Annotated in this window: 20 protein-coding genes; 7 read left to right on the top strand and 13 right to left on the bottom strand. The window is 59.0% G+C overall.

Annotated features, from left to right (window positions below):
- The coding region (locus VL547_RS12030; RefSeq protein WP_325578019.1) for an iron-sulfur cluster assembly protein at positions 1 to 141 on the bottom strand (141 nt) is incomplete at its 3' end.
- Positions 142 to 255: 114 nt separating this feature from the next.
- Here VL547_RS12030 and VL547_RS12025 point away from each other — a divergent pair.
- From VL547_RS12025 to VL547_RS12015, 3 genes are read left to right on the top strand one after another with little or no spacing between them, the layout of a single operon-like run.
- Complete coding sequence (locus VL547_RS12025; RefSeq protein WP_325578017.1) at positions 256 to 912, top strand: carboxypeptidase-like regulatory domain-containing protein; 657 nt, start codon at positions 256 to 258, stop codon at positions 910 to 912.
- A gap of 11 nt (positions 913 to 923) precedes the next feature.
- Complete coding sequence (locus VL547_RS12020) at positions 924 to 1,820, top strand: 3-hydroxyacyl-CoA dehydrogenase family protein (RefSeq protein WP_325578015.1); 897 nt, start codon at positions 924 to 926, stop codon at positions 1,818 to 1,820.
- Complete coding sequence (locus VL547_RS12015; RefSeq protein ID WP_325578013.1) at positions 1,817 to 2,881, top strand: carbohydrate-binding family 9-like protein; 1,065 nt, start codon at positions 1,817 to 1,819, stop codon at positions 2,879 to 2,881. Before VL547_RS12020 ends, VL547_RS12015 begins: the two co-directional genes overlap by 4 nt.
- Positions 2,882 to 2,911: 30 nt before the next feature.
- Here VL547_RS12015 and VL547_RS12010 read toward each other — a convergent pair whose 3' ends face one another.
- Both VL547_RS12010 and ribD read right to left on the bottom strand, forming a co-directional pair.
- A complete protein-coding gene (locus VL547_RS12010; protein WP_325578011.1) occupies positions 2,912 to 3,523 on the bottom strand; it encodes a YigZ family protein in 612 nt (203 codons plus the stop codon).
- Positions 3,486 to 4,499: a bifunctional diaminohydroxyphosphoribosylaminopyrimidine deaminase/5-amino-6-(5-phosphoribosylamino)uracil reductase RibD gene (gene ribD, locus VL547_RS12005; protein WP_325578009.1), complete on the bottom strand. Its 1,014-nt coding sequence runs from the start codon at positions 4,497 to 4,499 to the stop codon at positions 3,486 to 3,488. Before ribD ends, VL547_RS12010 begins: the two co-directional genes overlap by 38 nt.
- A 26-nt stretch (positions 4,500 to 4,525) precedes the next feature.
- Between ribD and prmC the strand changes: the two genes are divergently transcribed.
- Positions 4,526 to 5,362 (top strand): peptide chain release factor N(5)-glutamine methyltransferase, encoded by an 837-nt coding sequence (prmC, locus tag VL547_RS12000; protein WP_325578007.1) that lies wholly within the window; start codon positions 4,526 to 4,528, stop codon positions 5,360 to 5,362.
- Here the strand turns inward: prmC and VL547_RS11995 are convergent.
- The 5 genes from VL547_RS11995 to VL547_RS11975 are packed head-to-tail and all read right to left on the bottom strand — an operon-like array spanning position 5,356 to position 9,216.
- Entirely contained in the window at positions 5,356 to 5,775 is a 420-nt protein-coding gene (locus VL547_RS11995; protein ID WP_325578005.1) for a biopolymer transporter ExbD, read from the bottom strand. The genes prmC and VL547_RS11995 overlap by 7 nt on opposite strands.
- 12 nt (positions 5,776 to 5,787) lie before the next feature.
- Positions 5,788 to 6,498, bottom strand: coding sequence for a MotA/TolQ/ExbB proton channel family protein (locus tag VL547_RS11990; RefSeq protein WP_325578003.1), 711 nt, complete (start codon positions 6,496 to 6,498; stop codon positions 5,788 to 5,790).
- Between the two features lie 60 nt (positions 6,499 to 6,558).
- Positions 6,559 to 7,536, bottom strand: a complete 978-nt coding sequence (locus tag VL547_RS11985) for an SPFH domain-containing protein (RefSeq protein ID WP_325578001.1) — start codon at positions 7,534 to 7,536, stop codon at positions 6,559 to 6,561.
- A 1-nt stretch (position 7,537) separates the two neighbouring features.
- Positions 7,538 to 8,785, bottom strand: a complete 1,248-nt coding sequence (gene pepT / locus VL547_RS11980) for a peptidase T (protein WP_325577999.1) — start codon at positions 8,783 to 8,785, stop codon at positions 7,538 to 7,540.
- 2 nt (positions 8,786 to 8,787) lie between these two features.
- Entirely contained in the window at positions 8,788 to 9,216 is a 429-nt protein-coding gene (locus VL547_RS11975) for a peptidylprolyl isomerase (RefSeq protein WP_325577997.1), read from the bottom strand.
- A 61-nt stretch (positions 9,217 to 9,277) separates the two neighbouring features.
- Here VL547_RS11975 and VL547_RS11970 point away from each other — a divergent pair, with 61 nt between their 5' ends.
- A complete protein-coding gene (locus VL547_RS11970; RefSeq protein WP_325577995.1) occupies positions 9,278 to 10,426 on the top strand; it encodes a DUF1343 domain-containing protein in 1,149 nt (382 codons plus the stop codon).
- A 27-nt stretch (positions 10,427 to 10,453) separates the two neighbouring features.
- Entirely contained in the window at positions 10,454 to 11,413 is a 960-nt protein-coding gene (fmt, locus tag VL547_RS11965; protein ID WP_325577993.1) for a methionyl-tRNA formyltransferase, read from the top strand.
- Between the two features lie 36 nt (positions 11,414 to 11,449).
- Here the strand turns inward: fmt and VL547_RS11960 are convergent, their stop codons facing one another.
- Positions 11,450 to 12,523 carry a LysM peptidoglycan-binding domain-containing protein gene (locus VL547_RS11960; RefSeq protein ID WP_325577991.1) on the bottom strand — a complete coding sequence of 358 codons (1,074 nt, stop codon included), beginning with the start codon at positions 12,521 to 12,523 and terminating at the stop codon, positions 11,450 to 11,452.
- Between the two features lie 89 nt (positions 12,524 to 12,612).
- Between VL547_RS11960 and VL547_RS11955 the strand changes: the two genes are divergently transcribed.
- Positions 12,613 to 13,242 carry a ribonuclease H family protein gene (locus tag VL547_RS11955; protein WP_325577989.1) on the top strand — a complete coding sequence of 210 codons (630 nt, stop codon included), beginning with the start codon at positions 12,613 to 12,615 and terminating at the stop codon, positions 13,240 to 13,242.
- 32 nt (positions 13,243 to 13,274) lie between these two features.
- Here VL547_RS11955 and VL547_RS11950 read toward each other — a convergent pair whose 3' ends face one another.
- The 4 genes from VL547_RS11950 to VL547_RS11935 form a co-directional block, all read right to left on the bottom strand.
- Positions 13,275 to 14,609, bottom strand: a complete 1,335-nt coding sequence (locus tag VL547_RS11950; RefSeq protein ID WP_325577987.1) for a methyltransferase RsmF C-terminal domain-like protein — start codon at positions 14,607 to 14,609, stop codon at positions 13,275 to 13,277.
- A 1-nt stretch (position 14,610) separates the two neighbouring features.
- Positions 14,611 to 15,594: a GlxA family transcriptional regulator gene (locus VL547_RS11945; protein WP_325577985.1), complete on the bottom strand. Its 984-nt coding sequence runs from the start codon at positions 15,592 to 15,594 to the stop codon at positions 14,611 to 14,613.
- Between the two features lie 87 nt (positions 15,595 to 15,681).
- The gene (locus VL547_RS11940) at positions 15,682 to 17,292 is read right to left on the bottom strand and encodes an ammonium transporter (RefSeq protein WP_325577983.1); all 1,611 of its coding nucleotides are present in this window, start codon (positions 17,290 to 17,292) and stop codon (positions 15,682 to 15,684) included.
- A 36-nt stretch (positions 17,293 to 17,328) separates the two neighbouring features.
- Entirely contained in the window at positions 17,329 to 18,465 is a 1,137-nt protein-coding gene (locus tag VL547_RS11935) for an outer membrane beta-barrel protein (RefSeq protein ID WP_325577981.1), read from the bottom strand.
- Positions 18,466 to 18,878 lie beyond the last annotated feature (413 nt).

The raw sequence follows: 18,878 nt of genomic DNA, 5'->3' as shown, positions 1-18,878 counted from the left end.
CGGTGTGGTAAGCACAACGGTAAAAGCCACATCATTTCCATTGATAATCACATCTTTAACCATGTTAAGCGTTACTATATCCTTGCCCAGGTCGGGCTCCTGCACGTTACTCAATGCCTTCAAAACTTGTTGTTCCGTCATCATTTATACATTTGTTAAAAAAACGTCTCCCCTGCAAAATTAACCATTGATCATCTTACTTTGTTGATCTAAAAAAAAGGGGGTAATTTGCCCGTTCAGACCCAGAGTCATTGTATGAAGAGATTGCTGAAATTATGTCTGCTTGGGGTAATCGGCCTCCTACCTGCCTCAAAAACCTTCGCCCAGTTCGAAAACTTCAAGGATTCGGTCGTTGAAATCGTGGGTATAGTCATGTCCGGGGACAGCCTGAAAGCCCTCCCGGGCGCGACCATCCAGGTCAAGGGCGAACGCCGGGGCGCGGTTACCAACGAACAGGGTGTTTTCAGCCTCGTGGTCCTCAAAGGGGACGTCCTCGATTTCAGCTTTGTGGGTTATACGTTCATGGAAAAAAAGATCCCGACCGACATCGCGGGTAACCAATACAGCGTACTGGCGGTGATGTCCCCCGACACCAGCCACTACCTCCCCACCGTGGTGATCCGGCAACGGCCCACCCGTGAACAGTTCGAGCGCGACTTTGTGACCATGGAGTTCAAGGACGACGCCCTGGCCACGGCCGACAAGAACATGGACCCCAAGCAACGGGAACGCCTCATGCGTACCCTTCCGCGGGACGCCAAGGACATGACCAACTACCAGCTCACCCAACAGGCCCGGAGCATGTACTACACCGGTCAGGCGCCTCCGCAGAATATCTTCAACCCCTTCGCCTGGAACGAGTTCATCAAGGCCTGGAAACGGGGTGACTTCAAAAATAATTCCGACGAATAACGATTGCTGCCATGCCAAAAGATCCATCCGTAGCGGTGATCGGGGCAGGTACCATGGGCAACGGGATCGCGCATTCCTTTGCCCAGTACGGCTTTACGGTCACGCTTATCGACATTTCCCAGGAACGCCTGGATAAGGCGCTCCAGACCATCGGCGCCAACCTGGACCGCCAGTTAGCCAAGGGGACACTTACGGACACCGCGAAAACGGAGACCCTGAGGCGCATCCGCACCTCGACCTCGCTGGCGACGGGCGTCGCGGACGCCGGTCTCGTCGTCGAGGCCGCCACCGAAGACGTGGCCATAAAGCTGCAGATCTTCGCCGCCATCGACAAGGCGGCCCCGGCCGACGCCATCCTCGCCTCCAACACCTCCTCCATCGGCATTTCGAAAATCGCAGCCGCTACCGCTCGACCCGGCAAGGTCATCGGGATGCACTTCATGAACCCCGTCCCGGTCATGAAGCTCGTGGAGGTGATCAACGGCTACGCCACTGAAGCGGCTGTCACCGACACAGTCGTGGCGCTTTCCCGCCGCCTGGAGAAAGTACCCTGCGTGGTGAACGACTACCCAGGCTTCGTCGCCAACCGCATCCTCATGCCAATGATCAACGAAGCCATCATCAGCCTGCACGAAGGCGTGGCGGGGATCGAGGCCATCGACACGGTGATGAAGCTGGGCATGGCGCACCCGATGGGGCCCCTTCAGCTCGCCGACTTCATCGGTCTGGATGTCTGCCTGTCCATACTGCGAGTCCTGCACGACGGCTTTGGCCAGCCCAAATACGCCCCGTGCCCGCTCCTTGTCAACATGGTCATCGCCGGCCGCCTGGGCATAAAGAGCGGGGAAGGTTTTTACGATTATTCAGCCGGCGTTAAGAACGCAAAGCCCAGCGCACGCTTCACATGAAAAAGCCGTTACTCGCCATCGCCCTGCTCACCGTCCTCCGTGCCTCCGCCCAGGACGACGCCCTGTTGGAGCGCCTGACCCGCACACCGCTGCACTATGTCGTCCCCCGGGCGGACGTTCCCCCGCGCATCGACGGCACGCTTGGCGACCTGGCCTGGCAACAAGCGCCCTGGACCGATTTCTTTACCGACATCGAAGGCGACATTCGCCCCACGCCGCTCTACCATACCCGCGTCAAGATGCTGTGGGATGACCACTACCTCTATGTGGGAGCGGAGCTCGAAGAGCCCCAGGTCTGGGGGAACGTCTCCCACCACGATGAGGTCGTCTTTCACGACAATGACTTCGAGGTGTTCGTCAATCCCGACAACAACGCCAAGCACTATTTCGAGATCGAGATCAACGCCCTGGCCACGATCTTCGATCTTTTTCTCCCCGAACCCTACCGGTACGGTGGGAACGCCCTGGTCTCCTGGGACGCCGATGGGCTGAAAAAAGCCGTCCACATCAACGGCACACTCAACCGACCCGGCGACACCGACCAGGGCTGGACCGTAGAGCTCGCCATCCCGATCACGTCGATCAGCATCGGCAATGGCCCTGAAGTACCCCAACCCGGCAGCCTCTGGCGCATCAATTTCTCCAGGGTGGAATGGGACACCGAGATCCGGGACGGCCGCTATGTCAAACGCACCGACCCCGCCACCGGCCGGCCGCTCCCCGAGCACAACTGGGTTTGGTCTCCGCAGGGCGTCGTAGACATGCACCTGCCCGAACGATGGGGCTACCTGCTCTTTGCAGGCGACAGCGCCATGACGTTTTCGCTCCCCGCCACCGAGGCCCTCAAGAACCGTCTTTGGGAAGTATTCTACCGCGAGCAGATGTACCGCCACGCGCACGACGCTTTCGCCGACGCCGCCACACTAGCGGTGCCGGCCGACCCCCGCTACGCGCTCTCGATCGAGGCGACGACGCACACGTTCAAGGCATTCCTTTCCGCCATCGACAATGGCGAAACCTGGAGCATCGATCCCATGGGAAATATCCGCCGCGAAAAATAGGCCCGCGCTTTGCCCCGGGTCCCCCGCGCGTTACTGCGCCTTCACCTCCACGGTGTAAAGCTCGCCAAGGCGATACAACGCCTCCGTGAGGCGATTCTTGGGTATCCCCACCACGACACGGCAAAAGAGCTGCGTCTCCTGCTCGATCACCCGCATCTGATGCTGGCGTACCACCTGCATCACGTCATTGAGCTGCGTATAGTCGAAATGTAAAGTATAACGCGCCTCCACCGGTTTGGAGACGATCGGCACCAGCTGGAGCGCCAGCGCCGTAGCGGTTTTATAGGCGTTGATCAGCCCGGGCACCCCCAGCAGCGTCCCCCCGAAATACCGGACCACGATGACCGCGGTATTGGTCAATCCCTTGCTGTCGATCTGCCCGAGTATCGGCCGGCCCGCGCTCCCCGACGGTTCCCCGTCGTCGCCGGCACGGAACTGCAGGCCATCCACACCGAGCCGGTAGGCGTAACAGTGATGTTCCGCCTTGGGATGTTCCTTTTTGACCTGCTGCAACCGGCTCTTGACATCCACGGTATCACCTACCGGGTAGGCATACGCGATAAAACGGCTGCCCCGGTCCTTGAACTCGGCCATCGAAGGCTTCTCAATGGTATTGTACGTATCCATATATGTCGTCCTCACCCAGCCGCATGTTCCAGTCAAGCTTCGCCCGCGGCAGCACAGGTGCCGGAATCCCCCCCGGCAGGTTGACCGTGGACGACCGGATCAACCGGATCTCGTCCCACAGCCCTTCGGCAATAAAGGCATTCAACAACCGTGCCCCGCCCTCCACGAGCACACTCTGTATCGACCGCCGGTGCAGGTCCTCCAGCACCTCGGCCAATACCCGCGTCTCATACACCAGCGTAGGCGCCGCGTTATCGAAAATACGCAGCCCGCCGGGCAGGTCGCGCCCCAGCACCACCCGCGTGGGACTGGCGCCCGGCCACAGCCGGTTTGTCAGCGACGGGTCGTCCACGAGCGCCGTATGGCCGCCCACCAGTATGGCCGCCTCTTCGCTCCGCCATCGGTGCACCAGCCGGTTCGACCATCCATTGGATACAGGCACGCGTTCCCCCACCCTTCCGATGGCGCTATCCGCGCTTTCCGCCCACTTCAGGACGATATAGGGTCTGCGCTGTATATGATAGGTAAAAAAACGCCGGTTCAACGCCGCGCATTCCTGTTCCAACACCGGCTGTATAACGGTCACGCCCGCTTTCTCCAGTTTGTCTATCCCCTTCCCGTTGACCTGCGGAAAAGGATCGCGCACACCCACCACCACCTTTGGTATGCCCTTTGACACCACCAGGTCCGCACAGGGCGGCGTCTTGCCGTGATGCGCGCAGGGCTCCAGCGACACATACAACGTCGACGCCCCCAGCAGCGCCGCTGCCGTCGCAAACCCGTGCGTGGCCCCTTGTGCAAACCGCTCCTCCGCGTCCCGGATACAATTCGGCTCCGCGTGCGCCTGCCCGTATTTCTTATGATACCCCTCCCCGATGATCGCGTCCCCGTAAACCAGCACCGCTCCCACCATGGGATTGGGCGCAACGCTCCCCGCCCCCAGCTCCGCCAGCTCCAGGCACCGCCGCATATACTTCTCGTGGACCATCATCCTGCAAAAATAGTACGTTTGCACCCATGACCACCGGCTCCGCCTACGAATCCTTCGCCCAAGCCCTCCGCGCGGTCTACGACCCCCGCGAAGCCGCCTCGATCGCCGACCTCGTATTCGAGAGCCGTTTCGGCCTGCGCCGCATGGACCGCGTCCTCCGCCGCGCCGAGCCCTTCACCGGTCAATCCCGCCTGGAGGCCGACCTCACCGCCCTCCTGGCGCACCGCCCCGTTCAGTATGTCCTTGGCGAAGCCTGGTTCGCCGGGCTGCTGCTACAGGTCGATGAAAATGTCCTCATACCCCGCCCGGAAACCGAAGAGCTCGTCCATTGGATCGCCGCCGACGCACCTGAAGGCGCGCGCATCCTCGACATCGGCACCGGCAGCGGCTGTATCCCCATCGCCCTTTCCCGACGCCTGCCCACCGCGGAGCTGTACGCCCTCGACGTCTCCCCCGGCGCGCTACAGATCGCCCGAAGCAACGCAAACAAATACGCCGCGGCCATCGGCTTCATCCAAGCCGACTTCCTCGACGAGACGACCTGGCCAGGCCTCCCGGACATCGACGTCCTCGTCAGCAACCCGCCCTACATCGCCTACTCCGAAAAACCCACGATGCACGACCGCGTGCTTCTGCAAGAGCCCCACCTGGCCCTCTTCGTCCCCGACGACGACCCCTTATTATTTTACCGGAAAATCGCCCGATTCGCCCAAACACGTCCGAACCTGACCCTCTACGTAGAAATAAACGAAGCGCTCGGCCCCCGGACCGTAGCGCTCTTCGAAGCCGCAGGGCTCCGACAGGTGACGTTGAAAAAAGACATGCAAGGCAAGGACCGTATGGTCCGCGCTCAAAATTATTGACCTTTATTATCCACGGACAATACAGTACGGGCATTCAGCTCCCGCGCAATGCGCATCACCGCCACCACGTCGTCGACGGGCACCGACTTGTCCGCGTTGATGACGATCGACGGCGTCTCGCCCGCCGTGGTGGATTCACGCGCCAGGACCGGCGCCAGCTCCGCTTTGAGCTGGTCGATGGCCACCTTGTTGGTCCCGACGTAGTATTGCTGATTCGCGTCGATGGAGACGACGACGGTTTGCTTGGCTTTGGTATCGCTCTTCGACTTGGGCTGCGAAAGGCGGATGACGTTCGGGTTGGCGAGCGTGGAGACGATCAGGAAGAACATCACCAAAATGAACAGGATGTCGTTGAGCGCGTCCGTGCTCACTTCCGCCTCGTGGGCCCTCAAACGTCGGTTGCGAAGCTGCATGAGTGTAGGGGTTTAGCGGGTGGGTTCCTGTAGGATATCGATGAAGTCCGAGCTGGCGCGCTCGATCTTGTTGGCGGTCTTGTCGATCTGGGTATTCAGGTAGCTGTGGGCCACGAACGCCAGCAGACCGATGATCAGACCGGTGGCGCTGGTGATCATCTTTACGTAGATACCGCCGGCGATGGTGTTCAGGCTGAATTCACCGGTCGAGTTGATCTCATAGAAGAGCTGGATCATCCCCACGATCGTCCCGAGAAACCCGAACATGGGTGCGATGCGCGCGATGACGGTCAGGATGCCCAGGTTTTGCTCCATCTTATAGATTTCCAAATTGGCCACGTTCTCCATGCTCTTTTCGATGGCGTCGATCGGCTTGCCGACGCGTTGCAGCCCCTTGTCTATCACCCGGGCCACGGGGTTGGGCGTGTTCTTGGCGAGGCTACGCGCGGCCGTTATGTTCCCGTTCATGATGTGGTCCCGGATGATATTCATGAAATTCTCATCCGTTTTCGACACCTTTTTGATGTAGAACAGCCGCTCGAAGAACACGAATACCGCGATGAGGCTCAACAGCCCCAGCGGCACCATCATCCAGCCGCCCTTGATCAGCAGGTCGATGACGTTCATCGTCTGGACGGGGGCGGCAGTGGACTGGGCGTGGGCCAGGGAGTCGGTTATTTTACGGACAGAATCACCGGTCAATTGGAGCAAAATAGGGGTCATTCCTGGAATGATTTATGGGCAAATGTAATGGTTGCGGTCTTTTACTAACGCAAAATCCTGTTAATTAGTATCCGGCTTTGCCGAATCGCCGCGCTTCGCGGAGTCGGCCGTCTTCGACAGGCTCATTTGCTGAAACGCCATGATCTGGTCCATGGTCCGCTGCATGCCATCGCTGGAGCCATCCAGAAAGATGACGTTGCCCTTGCCGACCTCGGCAAAATTCTTAAGCGCCTCGGTCCACATGCTGAAGAGGATCACGTTCGTGTCGAGGTTCGCCTGTTTCATTTCCTCCGCCGCGTGGCTCATCCCTTTGGCGACTTCCTCCCGGAACAGCGCAACCCCCTGGCCCCTGAGACGTGCAGCCTCGCGTTCGGCTTCAGCCGCGATCTTGATGGCGTTCCCCTCGGCTTCGGCGGCCTTGGTCTTGGTGATCAGCAGGGCCTGGCCTTCGTTTTCAGCGGCGGCTTTCAGGTTATTCGAGGCCACAACCCGGCTCATCGAATCCATGATGGCCTTGTCGAAGGTGATGTCGTTCATTTGCAGGTCGAGCAGGTGGTATCCCCATTCCTCCAGCGCGTGATCGAGCTGTTCCTTTACGAACTCCACGATTTCACGGCGGAGACCGAGGATCTCGCTTTGTTTTTTGGTGGCGACGAAAGCCCGGATGGTGCCTTCTATCGTCCGCGTAAGGGCTTGCATAAAGTCCCTTTCGGCGATGAATTTGAAGGCCACCTTTTTGATGGTTTCTTCGTCCGCGTTTTGCACCGCGTACAGGAGCATCGCCTTGAAATACACGTTGGCCTGGTCCATCGTCACGGCCTGGAACTCCATTTCCACCGAGCGGTTCTGGACGCTGATGCGACGATAAATTTGTTCGATGATCGGGATCTTGAAATTCAGCCCCGGCCGGAGCACGCGCCGGTAGCTGCCGAAGAGGGTAACGACGGCGACGTTGCCCTGTCCGACGGTGACGAGGCCGGAGAGGACGATGATCACCAGCAGGATCAGTCCGATGATGGGCACAAATGGTATTTCCATGTTAACTATTTTCCTCCCACACGCGCACCAGGTGGACCAGCGTCTCCACCGCGGCCTCCATATCCGACACACCGATCCATTCCCGGCGGGAATGGATCCCCTGCATACCGGTGAAGATGTTGGGACAGGGCAGCCCCATATGGCTCAGCCGGCTGCCGTCGGTGCCACCACGGATACTTTCCATCCGTAGCGGCAACCCCGCCCGCCGGATGGCTTCCGCAGCGTACTCGATCACCTGTGGATACCGGTCCAGCACCGGTTTCATATTGCGGTATTGTTCGGTCACGTGAAACGCCATCGTGGCGCCGGGATGCTCCTGCACCACGCGTTGCGCCAGGTCGTACAGCGCGCGCGCGTGGTCTTTGAGCCCGTCCACGGTAAAATCCCGTACGATGAATTCGAGGACGGCCTTTTCGGCAACGCCCTCGACGTGGACGGGATGGAAAAAACCTTCCCGGCCCGAAGTGACCTCCGGCGCCAACCGGTCCTTTGACAACGCCGCCAGCAATGAACCCGCTACCTTCAGCGCGTTCACCATTTTCCCTTTGGCATAACCCGGGTGCGCGCTTACGCCCGTGATCTCGATCCGGACTGCGTCCGCGTTAAAAGTTTCATCTTCCAGCGAGCCCGAAGGGCCGCCGTCCAGGGTGTAGGCGTAGTCCGCCCCCAGACGCGCCAGGTCGACCTTGGCCGTGCCCCGGCCCACCTCTTCGTCCGGGGTGAACAGGATGCGGATGGCCCCGTGTGGGATTTCCGGGTGCCGGAGCAGGTAGTGCGCCAGGTCCATGATGATCGCCACGCCGGATTTGTCGTCTCCGCCCAGCAGGGTGGTCCCGCTGGCGGTAATGATATCGAGCCCGATATGCTCCTTCAAATAGGGAAAATCTTCCACCGTGATCACCCGCGAGGGGTCGTCCGGCAACACGATAGGCGTCCCGTCATACCGCCGGTGCAGGATCGGCTTCACCCCCGCCCCGCTACAATCCGGAGCGGTGTCCACATGGGAGCAAAAACAGACCACCGGCACCACCTTGGCCGTGGTGGCCGGTATCGTCGCATATACGTAACCGTACGCGTCCATGGACGCGTCGGCCACGCCTATCGCATGTAGTTCCTGGACCAGCAGACGGGACAGGTCTTTTTGACGCTCGGTGGAGGGATACGTTTGCGACTGGGGGTCGCTCTGCGTATCTATCTGCACATAGCGGAGAAAGCGCTCCGTAACGGTAAAGGCATAGTCCAGGGCCATGGTTATACGATCTCCGCCAGGGTGATATCGAACACCAGTTCCTTACCAGCCAGGAAGTGATTGCTGTCCAGGACCACCACGTCATCCTTGACAGCGGCAATGGTCACCGGTATGTGCTGACCCGACCCGTTGGTCATCGTCAGCTGCATCCCGACTTCCGGCGTCAGGTCCTTGGGGAAACGATCCCGCGGGAATTCCATCAGCAGTTCCTCGTTATATTCTCCGTAGGCCTCACCGGCCGGTATGTTGACTGTCTTTTTATCGCCGGGCGACATCCCGACGACAGCGGCGTCAAAGCCCTTGATCATCTGACCCGCCCCGACCGTGAACTCGAGGGGCGCGCGTCCTTCGGAAGAGTCAAAGGTTTCTCCATTGGTCAGCTTTCCATGATAATGCACACGAACCTTGTCCCCCTTTTTTACTTGTTGCATATATTGCTATTTTAAAAGATTGCTTGCAATTTAGCATCTTTGACCTCGCAAAACGAGCCATATGGTAAAAATCTGCGCCCTCTTGTGGATAAGCTTCGCCTGTTTAGGGCCGTGTACCGCCCAGACCCCGGGCGCCGCCCGTATGGACCAGTACCTCCACCTCCTGGAAGGTAAGCGCATCGCCGTTTTTGCCAACCAAACTTCCCTCGTCGGCCAGACCCATCTCGTCGACACCCTCCTGAAAAAGGGGCTGACGGTTGTGCGTATCTTTTCACCCGAGCACGGCTTCCGTGGCAATGCGGACGCGGGTGAAGCCGTAAACGGCGGACGCGACTCCGCCACCGGCCTGGAAGTGGTTTCCCTCTATGGCAACCACCTCAAGCCAACCAGGGCCGACCTGACGGACATCGACGTCCTGGTCTTTGACATACAGGACGTGGGCGTCCGTTGGTATACGTACATTTCCTCCCTCCAATACTACCTGGAAGCTGCGATGGAAAACGGTAAACCCCTGATCCTGCTCGACCGGCCCAACCCCAACGGATTTTATGTGGACGGACCCGTCCTGGATCCCGCCTACGCTTCGTTTGTCGGCATGCAACCCATTCCCGCGGTCTATGGGATGACGCTGGCCGAGTATGCCGGCTATCTGATCGGAGAGCGACGGATTTCCTTAGTCCCCGCGCGTGGCTTCCACCTCTACGTCGTTCCCTGCCTGGGTTATACGCACCATAGCCGCTACCAGCTCCCCGTACGTCCTTCGCCCAACCTCCCCGACATGCAAAGCGTCTATCTATACACCAGCCTCTGCTTCTTCGAGGGGACCCCGGTCAGCGTCGGTCGCGGCACCGACAAGCCCTTTCAATGTTATGGGAACCCCCTCTTTCCACGAGACGGCTATGCCTTCACCCCCCATAGCCTGCCCGGCGCCAAAAACCCGCCCCAGAAAGACAAGACCTGCTATGGCGAAGACCTCTCACGGGCCCGGATAGAACCCCGCATCCAACTCCGATGGCTCCTCGAGGCGTACCACCAATATCCCGCCAAAGATTCTTTTTTCACGCCTTTCTTCACCAAACTCGCCGGCGGCCCTACCCTGGCCACGCAGATCCGCTCCGGTCTGTCCGAAAAGGAAATCCGCCGCTCCTGGGAACCCGCCCTCCAGGCATTCCGTGCCATTCGCGCCAAATACCTATTGTACCCCGACTGAGACGCGTTTATTTTATATTTTCGCCCCATGCGAAAAAAATGGCAGGACCTCCGGATCGTATTTATGGGCACCCCCGAGTTCGCGGTGGCCTCACTGGAAGCGCTTCTACAAGCGGGAGCCAACGTCGTCGGCGTAGTTACTGCCGTGGACAAGGCCGCCGGCCGCGGGTTGCAGCTCAACCAAAGCGCCGTAAAGAAGTATGCGGCAGCCAAAAAGATCCCGCTCCTCCAGCCCCCTAACCTGAAGAGCGAAGAATTCCAGGCCAACCTGGCCAAATGGAAGGCCGACGTCCAGGTTGTGGTCGCCTTCCGGATGCTCCCGGAGGCCGTCTGGAACATGCCCCCCATGGGCACCATCAACGTCCACGCCAGCCTGCTTCCGCAATACCGGGGCGCCGCCCCGATCAACTGGGCCGTCATCAACGGGGAACCTGAAACCGGGGTTACGACCTTCCTCCTGCAGCACGCCATAGACACCGGCAACATCCTGTTGCAATCGGAAGTCCCCATCGGCCCCAAAACTACGGCCGGCGAGCTCCACGACACCCTGATGGTGGAGGGCGCCAAATTATTGGTAAAAACGCTGGAACAGCTGGGCGATGGCACGCTTACGCCCACGCCCCAAAAGGTGGAGGACCCGTCGAAGCTGCGTCACGCACCCAAGATCGAAACCGATACCTGTCGCATCGACTGGTTCCAACCCGTAGAAAAAATATACAACCAGATCAGGGGTCTCAGCCCATATCCCACCGCCTTTACGCAGATGGAAATGCGCCTGGTCAAGATCTTCGAAGCCGAGATGGAGATCGTTTCCCCATCCAAGCTACCGGACCCAGGCTCCTACATGACCAACGGGAAGTTCCTGAAATTCACCGCTATAGACGGATACATAGTCGTCAAGGACCTACAGCTCGACGGCAAGAAAAGGATGAAGGTCGACGAGTTCCTGCGGGGCTTCCGCCCGCGCCTCCGCTCCGCCGGGGATTAGACCGCCCCGCGAGCGGTCCTGGGCCCGTCCGGGCGCTTATTTCGCGTAAGTGATCGACGCCGTGAACCGGTCCGTATTGGCGCCCAGCTGGCTGACCGCCGCGTCGCTGAGGACGATGAGCATCCCTGAATTCTGTTTGATATCGGCGATGTCCCCAAGGACCTTTGCAAAAACCACTTTGTTATTGCTCAAATTGGTCACTTTTACGACCGTCCCCCGTTCCACCCCCTTCATAAGGGCGTAGAATTTCCCATTGTCCCAACCGCTGGTGCTCTTGAACACCCCAGCCAGCCCATTCGTGCTGCGGGTCTTCCGTCCTTCGTCGGTTTGGCTCAGATAATCCGGATGGAAGGAGCCTTCGCCGTTGTACCGCGGTGACGCCGCCGGGACTTCCGGCACCGCCGGATGCGTGGGCGTAAGCGTCGGCGTCCCATGCGCAACGGCCGTCGTTTCCGGAGCCGGGGCGGGCGGCGGCGCCACTTTTTTCTTCTTTACCGGTGCGGGCGCCGGCGCTGCTACCGTCTTTGCCGGCGTCACCAGCGGGTCGACCGATCCCGCGTCGCCGGGCGTCCCAGCCGTCGTCCCTGCGTCCGGGGTCTTCACCTCCGGTGTCTTCGTCGTGACCGGCGCCTTGCTCACCGGCGTCACGGGTTTTTCCATCACGGGCTTTTCCGTAGCGGCCACGGCTTCCCCGGCCGGCGCCGAAACCGCCGGTCCCCCGGTGGCCAGCGGCGACTCGCCCTTATTGACCTTCAGATAGCCTGCCAGGACCTTCTTCCCTTCCGCCATACGGTATACCGGCACCAGTACCTGGATCGCCGCGTCCTTCTTTTTGACCGACGTAAAATTTTGGTCCTTCAGCGGGACCTTGATGACCTGGCCGATGCTCAGACCGCCGTTCAGGGCGAGCCCATTGAAAGGTGCGATGACCTTCGGGCTGATATTGAAAAGCCTGCCGATGCTGTAAAAATTTTCTTTGGGAGCCACCTGGTGGGTGAGGTAAAGCCCTTCTGCGTTGCGTTGCACGATCAGATCGGCTGTCTGCGCCTTCGCTACGGCAGTCCCGCACCAAACTGCCATTCCCAACAGCGCCAAACGAAACCGCGTCATAGATAGCATGATTTTAGGTTAAACACGCTGCAATAATAAATAATTCTTTAAATCCTCCCCCGGGAAACGTAACATTGCTGTCCTTCCGTATGGCAAAAGAGAAAAAATTTTATGTAGTCTGGCAAGGGCGTAAACCCGGTGTCTATGACAACTGGGCCGACGCCAAAGCCCAGATCGACGGCTTTCCGGATGCCCGTTATAAGGGTTTTCCCACCCAGCCGGAGGCGCAAACCGCCTTTCGCGGCAACAGCGCGTCCTACATCTTCAAGGGCGCAAAAGCTGAGCCAAAAGCGCCGCGCGCCGGCCTCGGCGTCCCCATCAAAGACAGCCTATGCGTGGACGCCGCCTGGAATACCGCGACCGGTGCCATGGAATACCAGGGTGTATACTACAAGACCGGCGACCTGGTGTTCAGACAGGGCCCCTATGCCGACGGTACCAACAACGTCGGCGAATTCCTCGCCATCGTCCACGCCCTGGGTTATTGTAAAAAGAAAGGCCTCCTCCTGCCCATCTACAGCGACAGCCGCAACGCCATCGGTTGGGTCGCCCAGAAAAAAGCCAACACCAAGCTCGAACGCACCCACCGCAACGCTGAACTATTCGACGTGCTCCACCGCGCCGAACAATGGCTAAAGGACAACAGCTATCGGAATCCGATCCTCAAATGGGAAACGAAGGCGTGGGGCGAGAACCCCGCCGACTTCGGGCGGAAGTAGCCCGACGGCTCCCCCCCTGCGGCCGTCCCGCCTCAGCGCTTCAATACGCGCCACGGTTTCGGCCAGTAGTTGTTGATCCGCCCCGGCAGCACCTTCACCCAACCGAGGCCATGCCCCTCAAAGGTGACCAGCGCCCATCCCTGTGGCGCGCCTTCGATACGCAGGTCGTCCTTGCGCAGATAAGCCAATGCCTGCTCCAGCGTCAGCTCCAGCCGGGGCGCCGGCGAACCGACCAGCGACGACAGCGCCAGCGCGGGATCGGGAACCAGCTCCTTACGCGTGGGCTGTCCCACGGCGACGCCGGCTTCCCGAACCGGCAGGACGGACCCCAGCCACGCCATGTCCGCGGCGAGCGCCGCCGGAAGGGCGCGGATGGTTTCTCCTGTCAGCAGGTAGTCGTAGTCGTCCGGCGACGACAGCCATGCGCGCGCCGGTTCGGCCTCCCTTCTGCTTAAAAAGGACGCCGGGCGAAGGCTCCGGGATGCCGGACCGACCGCGCCGGTCTTCTTCAGACAAGCCATGAACAAGCCCTCGCCTTCCAATAAATAGGGGTAAAAGCGATACCCGCTCTTCCCGGACGCTACGATTCCCCAGGCGGGGTCCAGCTTCACCGGCAAGGGCTCCGCGGCAAACTGCCTGGTCAGCCAGTCGACGATGGCCTCGTTTTCCCTGAAGGAATAGGAACAGGTGGAATAGATGAGCAGGCCGCCTTCCTTCAGCGAGCACCACAAGTCCGCCAGGATACGCTGCTGGCGCTGACCGCACATTTCCACCAGCTCCGGCGACCACTCCCTGATGGCTTCCGGCTCCCGGCGGAAAAGCCCCGATCCGCTGCACGGCGCATCCACCAGGACAACGTCGAAAAAAGCGGCGGCGGCGCCCAACGCCCGCGGATCGGCCGAGGTCACAACCACGTTGTCCCCGCCCCAGCGTTGCATATTTTCAGATAGGATTCCTACCCTTGCCCGAATCACTTCGTTGCTCACCAGAAGGCCGTCGCCCACCAACGCCTGCAGGTGCGTGCTCTTACCCCCCGGTGCCGCGCAGGCATCCAACACCCGCGGTGAGGGAACGCCCCCCGCATGCTGGCGGAAGGCCTGCTCGACAAACATGCTGGAGGCTTCCTGTACATAGTAGCGGCCGGCATGCCACGACGGATCGAGGATAAAAGAAGGCCGTGAAGCCAGGTAGCGGCCCGCGGGGCACCAGGGCACAACGCGCGACCCCTCCGGACCGGCGCCGCCTTTCGCCGGGTTCACCCGCACCGACACCGGCGCTTCCCCCCGCTCGTGCACCGCAACGAAGGCGGCTTCGTCGAACCCCGGCAAACCGCGCAGCGATTCGATCAACGCAACAGGTAACGTCATATCAGCTCAGCACGGGTATAGTCCGGGAATATTTTTTTCGGTATTCGATCGGCGTCAGGCCCGTAATCCGCTTGAACACCTTTCGGAAGGTCTTGATATCCTGGTAACCAGTATCGTACATCAGCGAGGTGATGGTCGGGTTTCCAACCTCAAGCGCCTTTTTGGCCGCCTCGACACGGACACGCTGGAGGTATTCCAGGGGCGTGTTTTGCGTAGCGGTTTTGAAACGTCGGATAAAATTCCGCAGGCTCATATTGATGTGCATAGCCATCTGCTCGACGGAGATCGGGAGGCTGTAGTTCTTGTCGATGTATTCCTGGGCGTTGAGTATCTGCTCATCGGTGTGGCGGAACTGCCCCTGGAAAACCGCGAAATAGGCCTGGCTCTCCCGGTCCATGTCCAGGGAGAACATCTTGCTGGCCCAAATGCCCATGTCCCGCCCGCAGTATTTTTCGATCAGGTAGAGCACCAGGTGAAAAGCGGAAAACGCCCCCCCGCTGGTATACAAACCGTCCTGGTCCGTCATCACCATCCGGGATAGGAACCTGGTATCGGGGTACCGCTGCCGCAGGTCGTCGATGTCCCGCCAATGGGCCGTGCAGCATTTACCGGCCAGCAGCCCGGCTTCCCCGAGAAAGTACACGCCAGAACAAAGGCTGGCTACCTCGAAACCGCGCTGGTGCATGTCCCGCAACCAGTCCAGCAAGGCGCGCTGTTCCGCCAGGACGGTATCGGGGGCCCCAAAAAATGCCGGGGCCATGATCAGGTCGGCGGCCACGAGGTCCGAAAACCGGCAATATCTTATATAAGGCGCCGCCACCGGGAGCAGGCTGTTGGTCTCGCTTTCCCCGACGAGGATGACGCTGAACGCCCTGGGCTTGCCGCTCGCCTCCAGGTACCGGTTCGTGTGCTCCAGCATATCCAATGCTCCGGAGATCGTCGACAGCACGACATCTTTGTGGATTATTATGGCTATGTCCTTCATCTGTCATGGGTTGTTGGTTACAAATATAACGAAAGAGCCCCCCATTCGGGGGGCTCTCCTTGACAGACAGACAAATAATCGTTATTCCTAGGAAAGCTCTAATACCAGTTCGCCGTCCTTTACCCCAACGGAACCGGGTACCCCGTTCCCGGCTTCGGGATCGTTGTACGCCGAGGCGCCGTGTTCGAAGGCATCCAGACCGCCGGGCCCGGTTTCGCCATGGGCTTCGACGCGGAGGTTCCAGGGATGGGGCAGCAGCCGGATCACCCACATCATAGTATAGGCTACCGCAAAGGTGGCGACAACTATGGTAAGGTTTCCTATCAATTGTGCTTTTAGGACGGCCGTTCCTCCCCCGTAGAAGAGACCGGCGACGGGTGCGGAATTATCCGCCCCGGTGGGTCCGGTCGCGCCGTACTGACCGGAAGCAAAAAAACCGAGCGATATGGTTCCCCAGATACCGGCCAGGCCGTGTACGGAAACCGCGCCGACGGGGTCGTCGATCCGGAACCATTCGAAGAGGTATACGCCCGCAAAGACGATAAAGCCGGCTACGAACCCAAGCAGGATAGCGCCCAGCGGGCTGACCCAGTAGCAAGGGCAAGTGATGGCAACCAGACCAGCCAGCATCCCGTTGATGGAGAAAGCCAGGTCGAATTTACCCTTGGTCGGTCCCCACCAGAGTGCGGCCAGCATGGCGCCAAAACCACCGGTACAGGCGGCCAGCGTCGTGTTGGCGGCGATACGGCCGATACCTTGCGCATCCATAGCGGACAAGCTGCTGCCGGGGTTGAAACCGTACCAGCCGAACCACAGCAGGAAGCCGCCGACGGCCGCCAAAGGCAGGTTGTGCGCGGGGGGCAGGCCGCCATTCTTCTTATCGTCCCGGGCAAAGACGCGGCCGATACGTGGCCCGAGCACCATGGCGCCCGCCAGCGATACCACGCCGCCGATGGTGTGTACCACGGTCGAACCCGCGAAGTCACGGAAGCCCTGACCCAGCGAAGGCAGGAAGTTGCCGGCCGAGCCCATGAGGGCGAGGAAGCCATCAGGTCCCCACGCCCAGTGACCGATGATGGGATATATGAAACCGGTAACGCCGATGCTGTACAGGATGTCCCCGCGGAAGCTCGTACGTCCGATCATAGCGCCGGAGGTTATGGTGGAGCAGGTATCTGCGAAGGCGAACTGGAATATCCAGTGCGCCAGCAGCGGGATACCCGTTGCCTCATACGTATCGGGGGCGCCCATCAGGAAGAACCAATGCGTCCCGATAAAGCCGTTCCCGTGGCTGAACATAAAGGCATAGCCGATAGCCCAGAACAATACGCCGCATAGACAGGTGTCGAGGATACACTCCATCAACACGTTCACCGTCTCGCGGGTCCGGGCGAAGCCGGCCTCCAGCATCACGAAACCCGCCTGCATGCCAAACACCAGGAAGGCGGCGACAAGCGTCCACACCGTATTGATCGAATTCATGATGTTGGTCTCGTGCGCGGTGAACGTATCACCGGCGTACGCTTTGCCGACCAGCATATTCGGCAACACCTTCATCAGGAAGAGCACCGCCACCAAACCAAGGATCTTTCCGCCAAAAACGGTCAGGCCAAACCGCCACTTTTCCGCCTTGGTCAGCGCTACGTGCGGTACCGAGGCTCGCTGGTACCGGGAGGGGATCAATTTTCTTAACAACATGTCGTTATTTTTATTGGCTAAATAATGATTACACAACTAGAATGAATAAATAGCGGCTATCAGGAAACTGCCCGCCGTCTTGGTAGGCGTCCCGTTAGACTTGACGAAAATGTTCTGGCTCGCCGCGTCAACGCGCACTTCCGGGATCAGGGTAAACCCATCCACCTTCAGGTTGGCCGACAGGGTGCTGCCAAAAACCGTCCCGCCCGTGCCAAAACCGCTATAGACGGTCAGCTGATCCAGGTCGCTGTGGTACTCTTCCCGGAGCGAAAGCCCAAAGTGGCTGGTCGGGTCGTAGTTCAGGTACAGCGCCGAACCCCACCAGTCCTCGGTGGAGCTATAGACACCCTTGCCCTGGTAGACCTTCTCCACCTTGACCGTACCATTATACCCTCCCGAGAACTTGCTGCCGAGCTTGACGTTGATGACCGCGTCGAACTGATTGCTCTTGGTCGTATCCACGTTCTGACCGCCCACATAATTCAGGTAGAGCTTGAAGTTGTCGCTGGGCGCGTAGCTGTACTGCGCGATCAGGAACTTCTTGTTCATTACGCCGTCCGGCACATACTTGTAGTCAGTCGGATTGGCCACGCCGATCATAAAACCCGACTTGCCGAAGGTGAAGTCCGCCCGTACCCCGGTGTGCGAGAACGGACCGTAAGTGAACATATAGGACATGCTGTAGTTACGGTTCGCATACGCATCCACCAGTTCGTATCCCACGTGCGTCGCCCAGCTGCCGGCCGTCAGCTTCAGCCAGCTGTTAGGAGAATAGCTGATGTATAACTGTTTGATCGCGGCCAGTATGCCGTTGTCGTTGTAGGAAAAATCCTCTGCCCGTTTGCCGAAGCCCAGGTCCGCCACCATATCCACCTTATCCGTTTTGTGTTCCAGCTTTACCGTGGCCATCCCCAGCTCAAATGAATTGTGCGATTGGGTAAAGCTGGTAAAGTCATTATATTTATTCTGGCCAAAATCATAACGGTAATACAGGTCGGCCGAACCCGTAATCGATAAAACCGGCGGCGCCGGCGCCTTGATCGCCGTGTCGGTGGTAGCGGTTGCCGCTACGCCTGTAGCGGCCGTGGTTGTCGCCGTTGTGGCTGTTTGCGCCTTTGCTGCCAGGACAAAGCCGCAACAAGCCATTGGAGCAAGGAACCATTTTTTGAGCATACGATTAAGTTGGTTTTGGTGAGCAATATGAGCAAACAAGATCCCGGACGACCTTTTCGGTCATCATATAACTAATTTAAAGCATGTTAACTTTTGAATAGTAATCCCAGCCGATTAGCAGGATTTTTCCGTAGAAATTGGATTTCTTAAAAAGTGACTCTAAAAAACCGACACTCAAATTAACAAATAGATCACTTTGTTATTGATTTAATGAAAGTAGGCGTTTTTTAGTAAAATTTAAAAAATAGCTAAACATATTTAAATTTTATATATCAATTGGGCCTTTATGGCTTCCCAAAATGATAGTGCCTCTTTCAAAATGGAAAGGGCCGCCCCGGTTGGCATACGATCGGTCTATCTTTGTATTTAATCCTATAAAACCTTATTGATAAACCCTTTATAGTCAATGCAAG

The sequence above is a fragment of the Dinghuibacter sp. genome, assembly GCF_035492835.1.
Classification (GTDB): Bacteria; Bacteroidota; Bacteroidia; order Chitinophagales; family Chitinophagaceae; genus Dinghuibacter.
This window is presented reverse-complemented; position numbering and strand designations above follow the sequence as displayed.

Coding starts and splice junctions, on each gene's coding strand:
- VL547_RS12025 (WP_325578017.1), top strand. CDS start 256: ATGAAGAGATTGCTGAAATTATGTCTGCTTGGGGTAATCGGCCTCCTA.
- VL547_RS12020 (WP_325578015.1), top strand. CDS start 924: ATGCCAAAAGATCCATCCGTAGCGGTGATCGGGGCAGGTACCATGGGC.
- VL547_RS12015 (WP_325578013.1), top strand. CDS start 1,817: ATGAAAAAGCCGTTACTCGCCATCGCCCTGCTCACCGTCCTCCGTGCC.
- ribD (WP_325578009.1), bottom strand. CDS start 4,499: ATGATGGTCCACGAGAAGTATATGCGGCGGTGCCTGGAGCTGGCGGAG.
- prmC (WP_325578007.1), top strand. CDS start 4,526: ATGACCACCGGCTCCGCCTACGAATCCTTCGCCCAAGCCCTCCGCGCG.
- VL547_RS11995 (WP_325578005.1), bottom strand. CDS start 5,775: ATGCAGCTTCGCAACCGACGTTTGAGGGCCCACGAGGCGGAAGTGAGC.
- VL547_RS11990 (WP_325578003.1), bottom strand. CDS start 6,498: ATGACCCCTATTTTGCTCCAATTGACCGGTGATTCTGTCCGTAAAATA.
- VL547_RS11985 (WP_325578001.1), bottom strand. CDS start 7,536: ATGGAAATACCATTTGTGCCCATCATCGGACTGATCCTGCTGGTGATC.
- pepT (WP_325577999.1), bottom strand. CDS start 8,785: ATGGCCCTGGACTATGCCTTTACCGTTACGGAGCGCTTTCTCCGCTAT.
- VL547_RS11975 (WP_325577997.1), bottom strand. CDS start 9,216: ATGCAACAAGTAAAAAAGGGGGACAAGGTTCGTGTGCATTATCATGGA.
- VL547_RS11970 (WP_325577995.1), top strand. CDS start 9,278: ATGGTAAAAATCTGCGCCCTCTTGTGGATAAGCTTCGCCTGTTTAGGG.
- fmt (WP_325577993.1), top strand. CDS start 10,454: ATGCGAAAAAAATGGCAGGACCTCCGGATCGTATTTATGGGCACCCCC.
- VL547_RS11960 (WP_325577991.1), bottom strand. CDS start 12,523: ATGACGCGGTTTCGTTTGGCGCTGTTGGGAATGGCAGTTTGGTGCGGG.
- VL547_RS11955 (WP_325577989.1), top strand. CDS start 12,613: ATGGCAAAAGAGAAAAAATTTTATGTAGTCTGGCAAGGGCGTAAACCC.
- VL547_RS11950 (WP_325577987.1), bottom strand. CDS start 14,609: ATGACGTTACCTGTTGCGTTGATCGAATCGCTGCGCGGTTTGCCGGGG.
- VL547_RS11945 (WP_325577985.1), bottom strand. CDS start 15,594: ATGAAGGACATAGCCATAATAATCCACAAAGATGTCGTGCTGTCGACG.
- VL547_RS11940 (WP_325577983.1), bottom strand. CDS start 17,292: ATGTTGTTAAGAAAATTGATCCCCTCCCGGTACCAGCGAGCCTCGGTA.
- VL547_RS11935 (WP_325577981.1), bottom strand. CDS start 18,465: ATGCTCAAAAAATGGTTCCTTGCTCCAATGGCTTGTTGCGGCTTTGTC.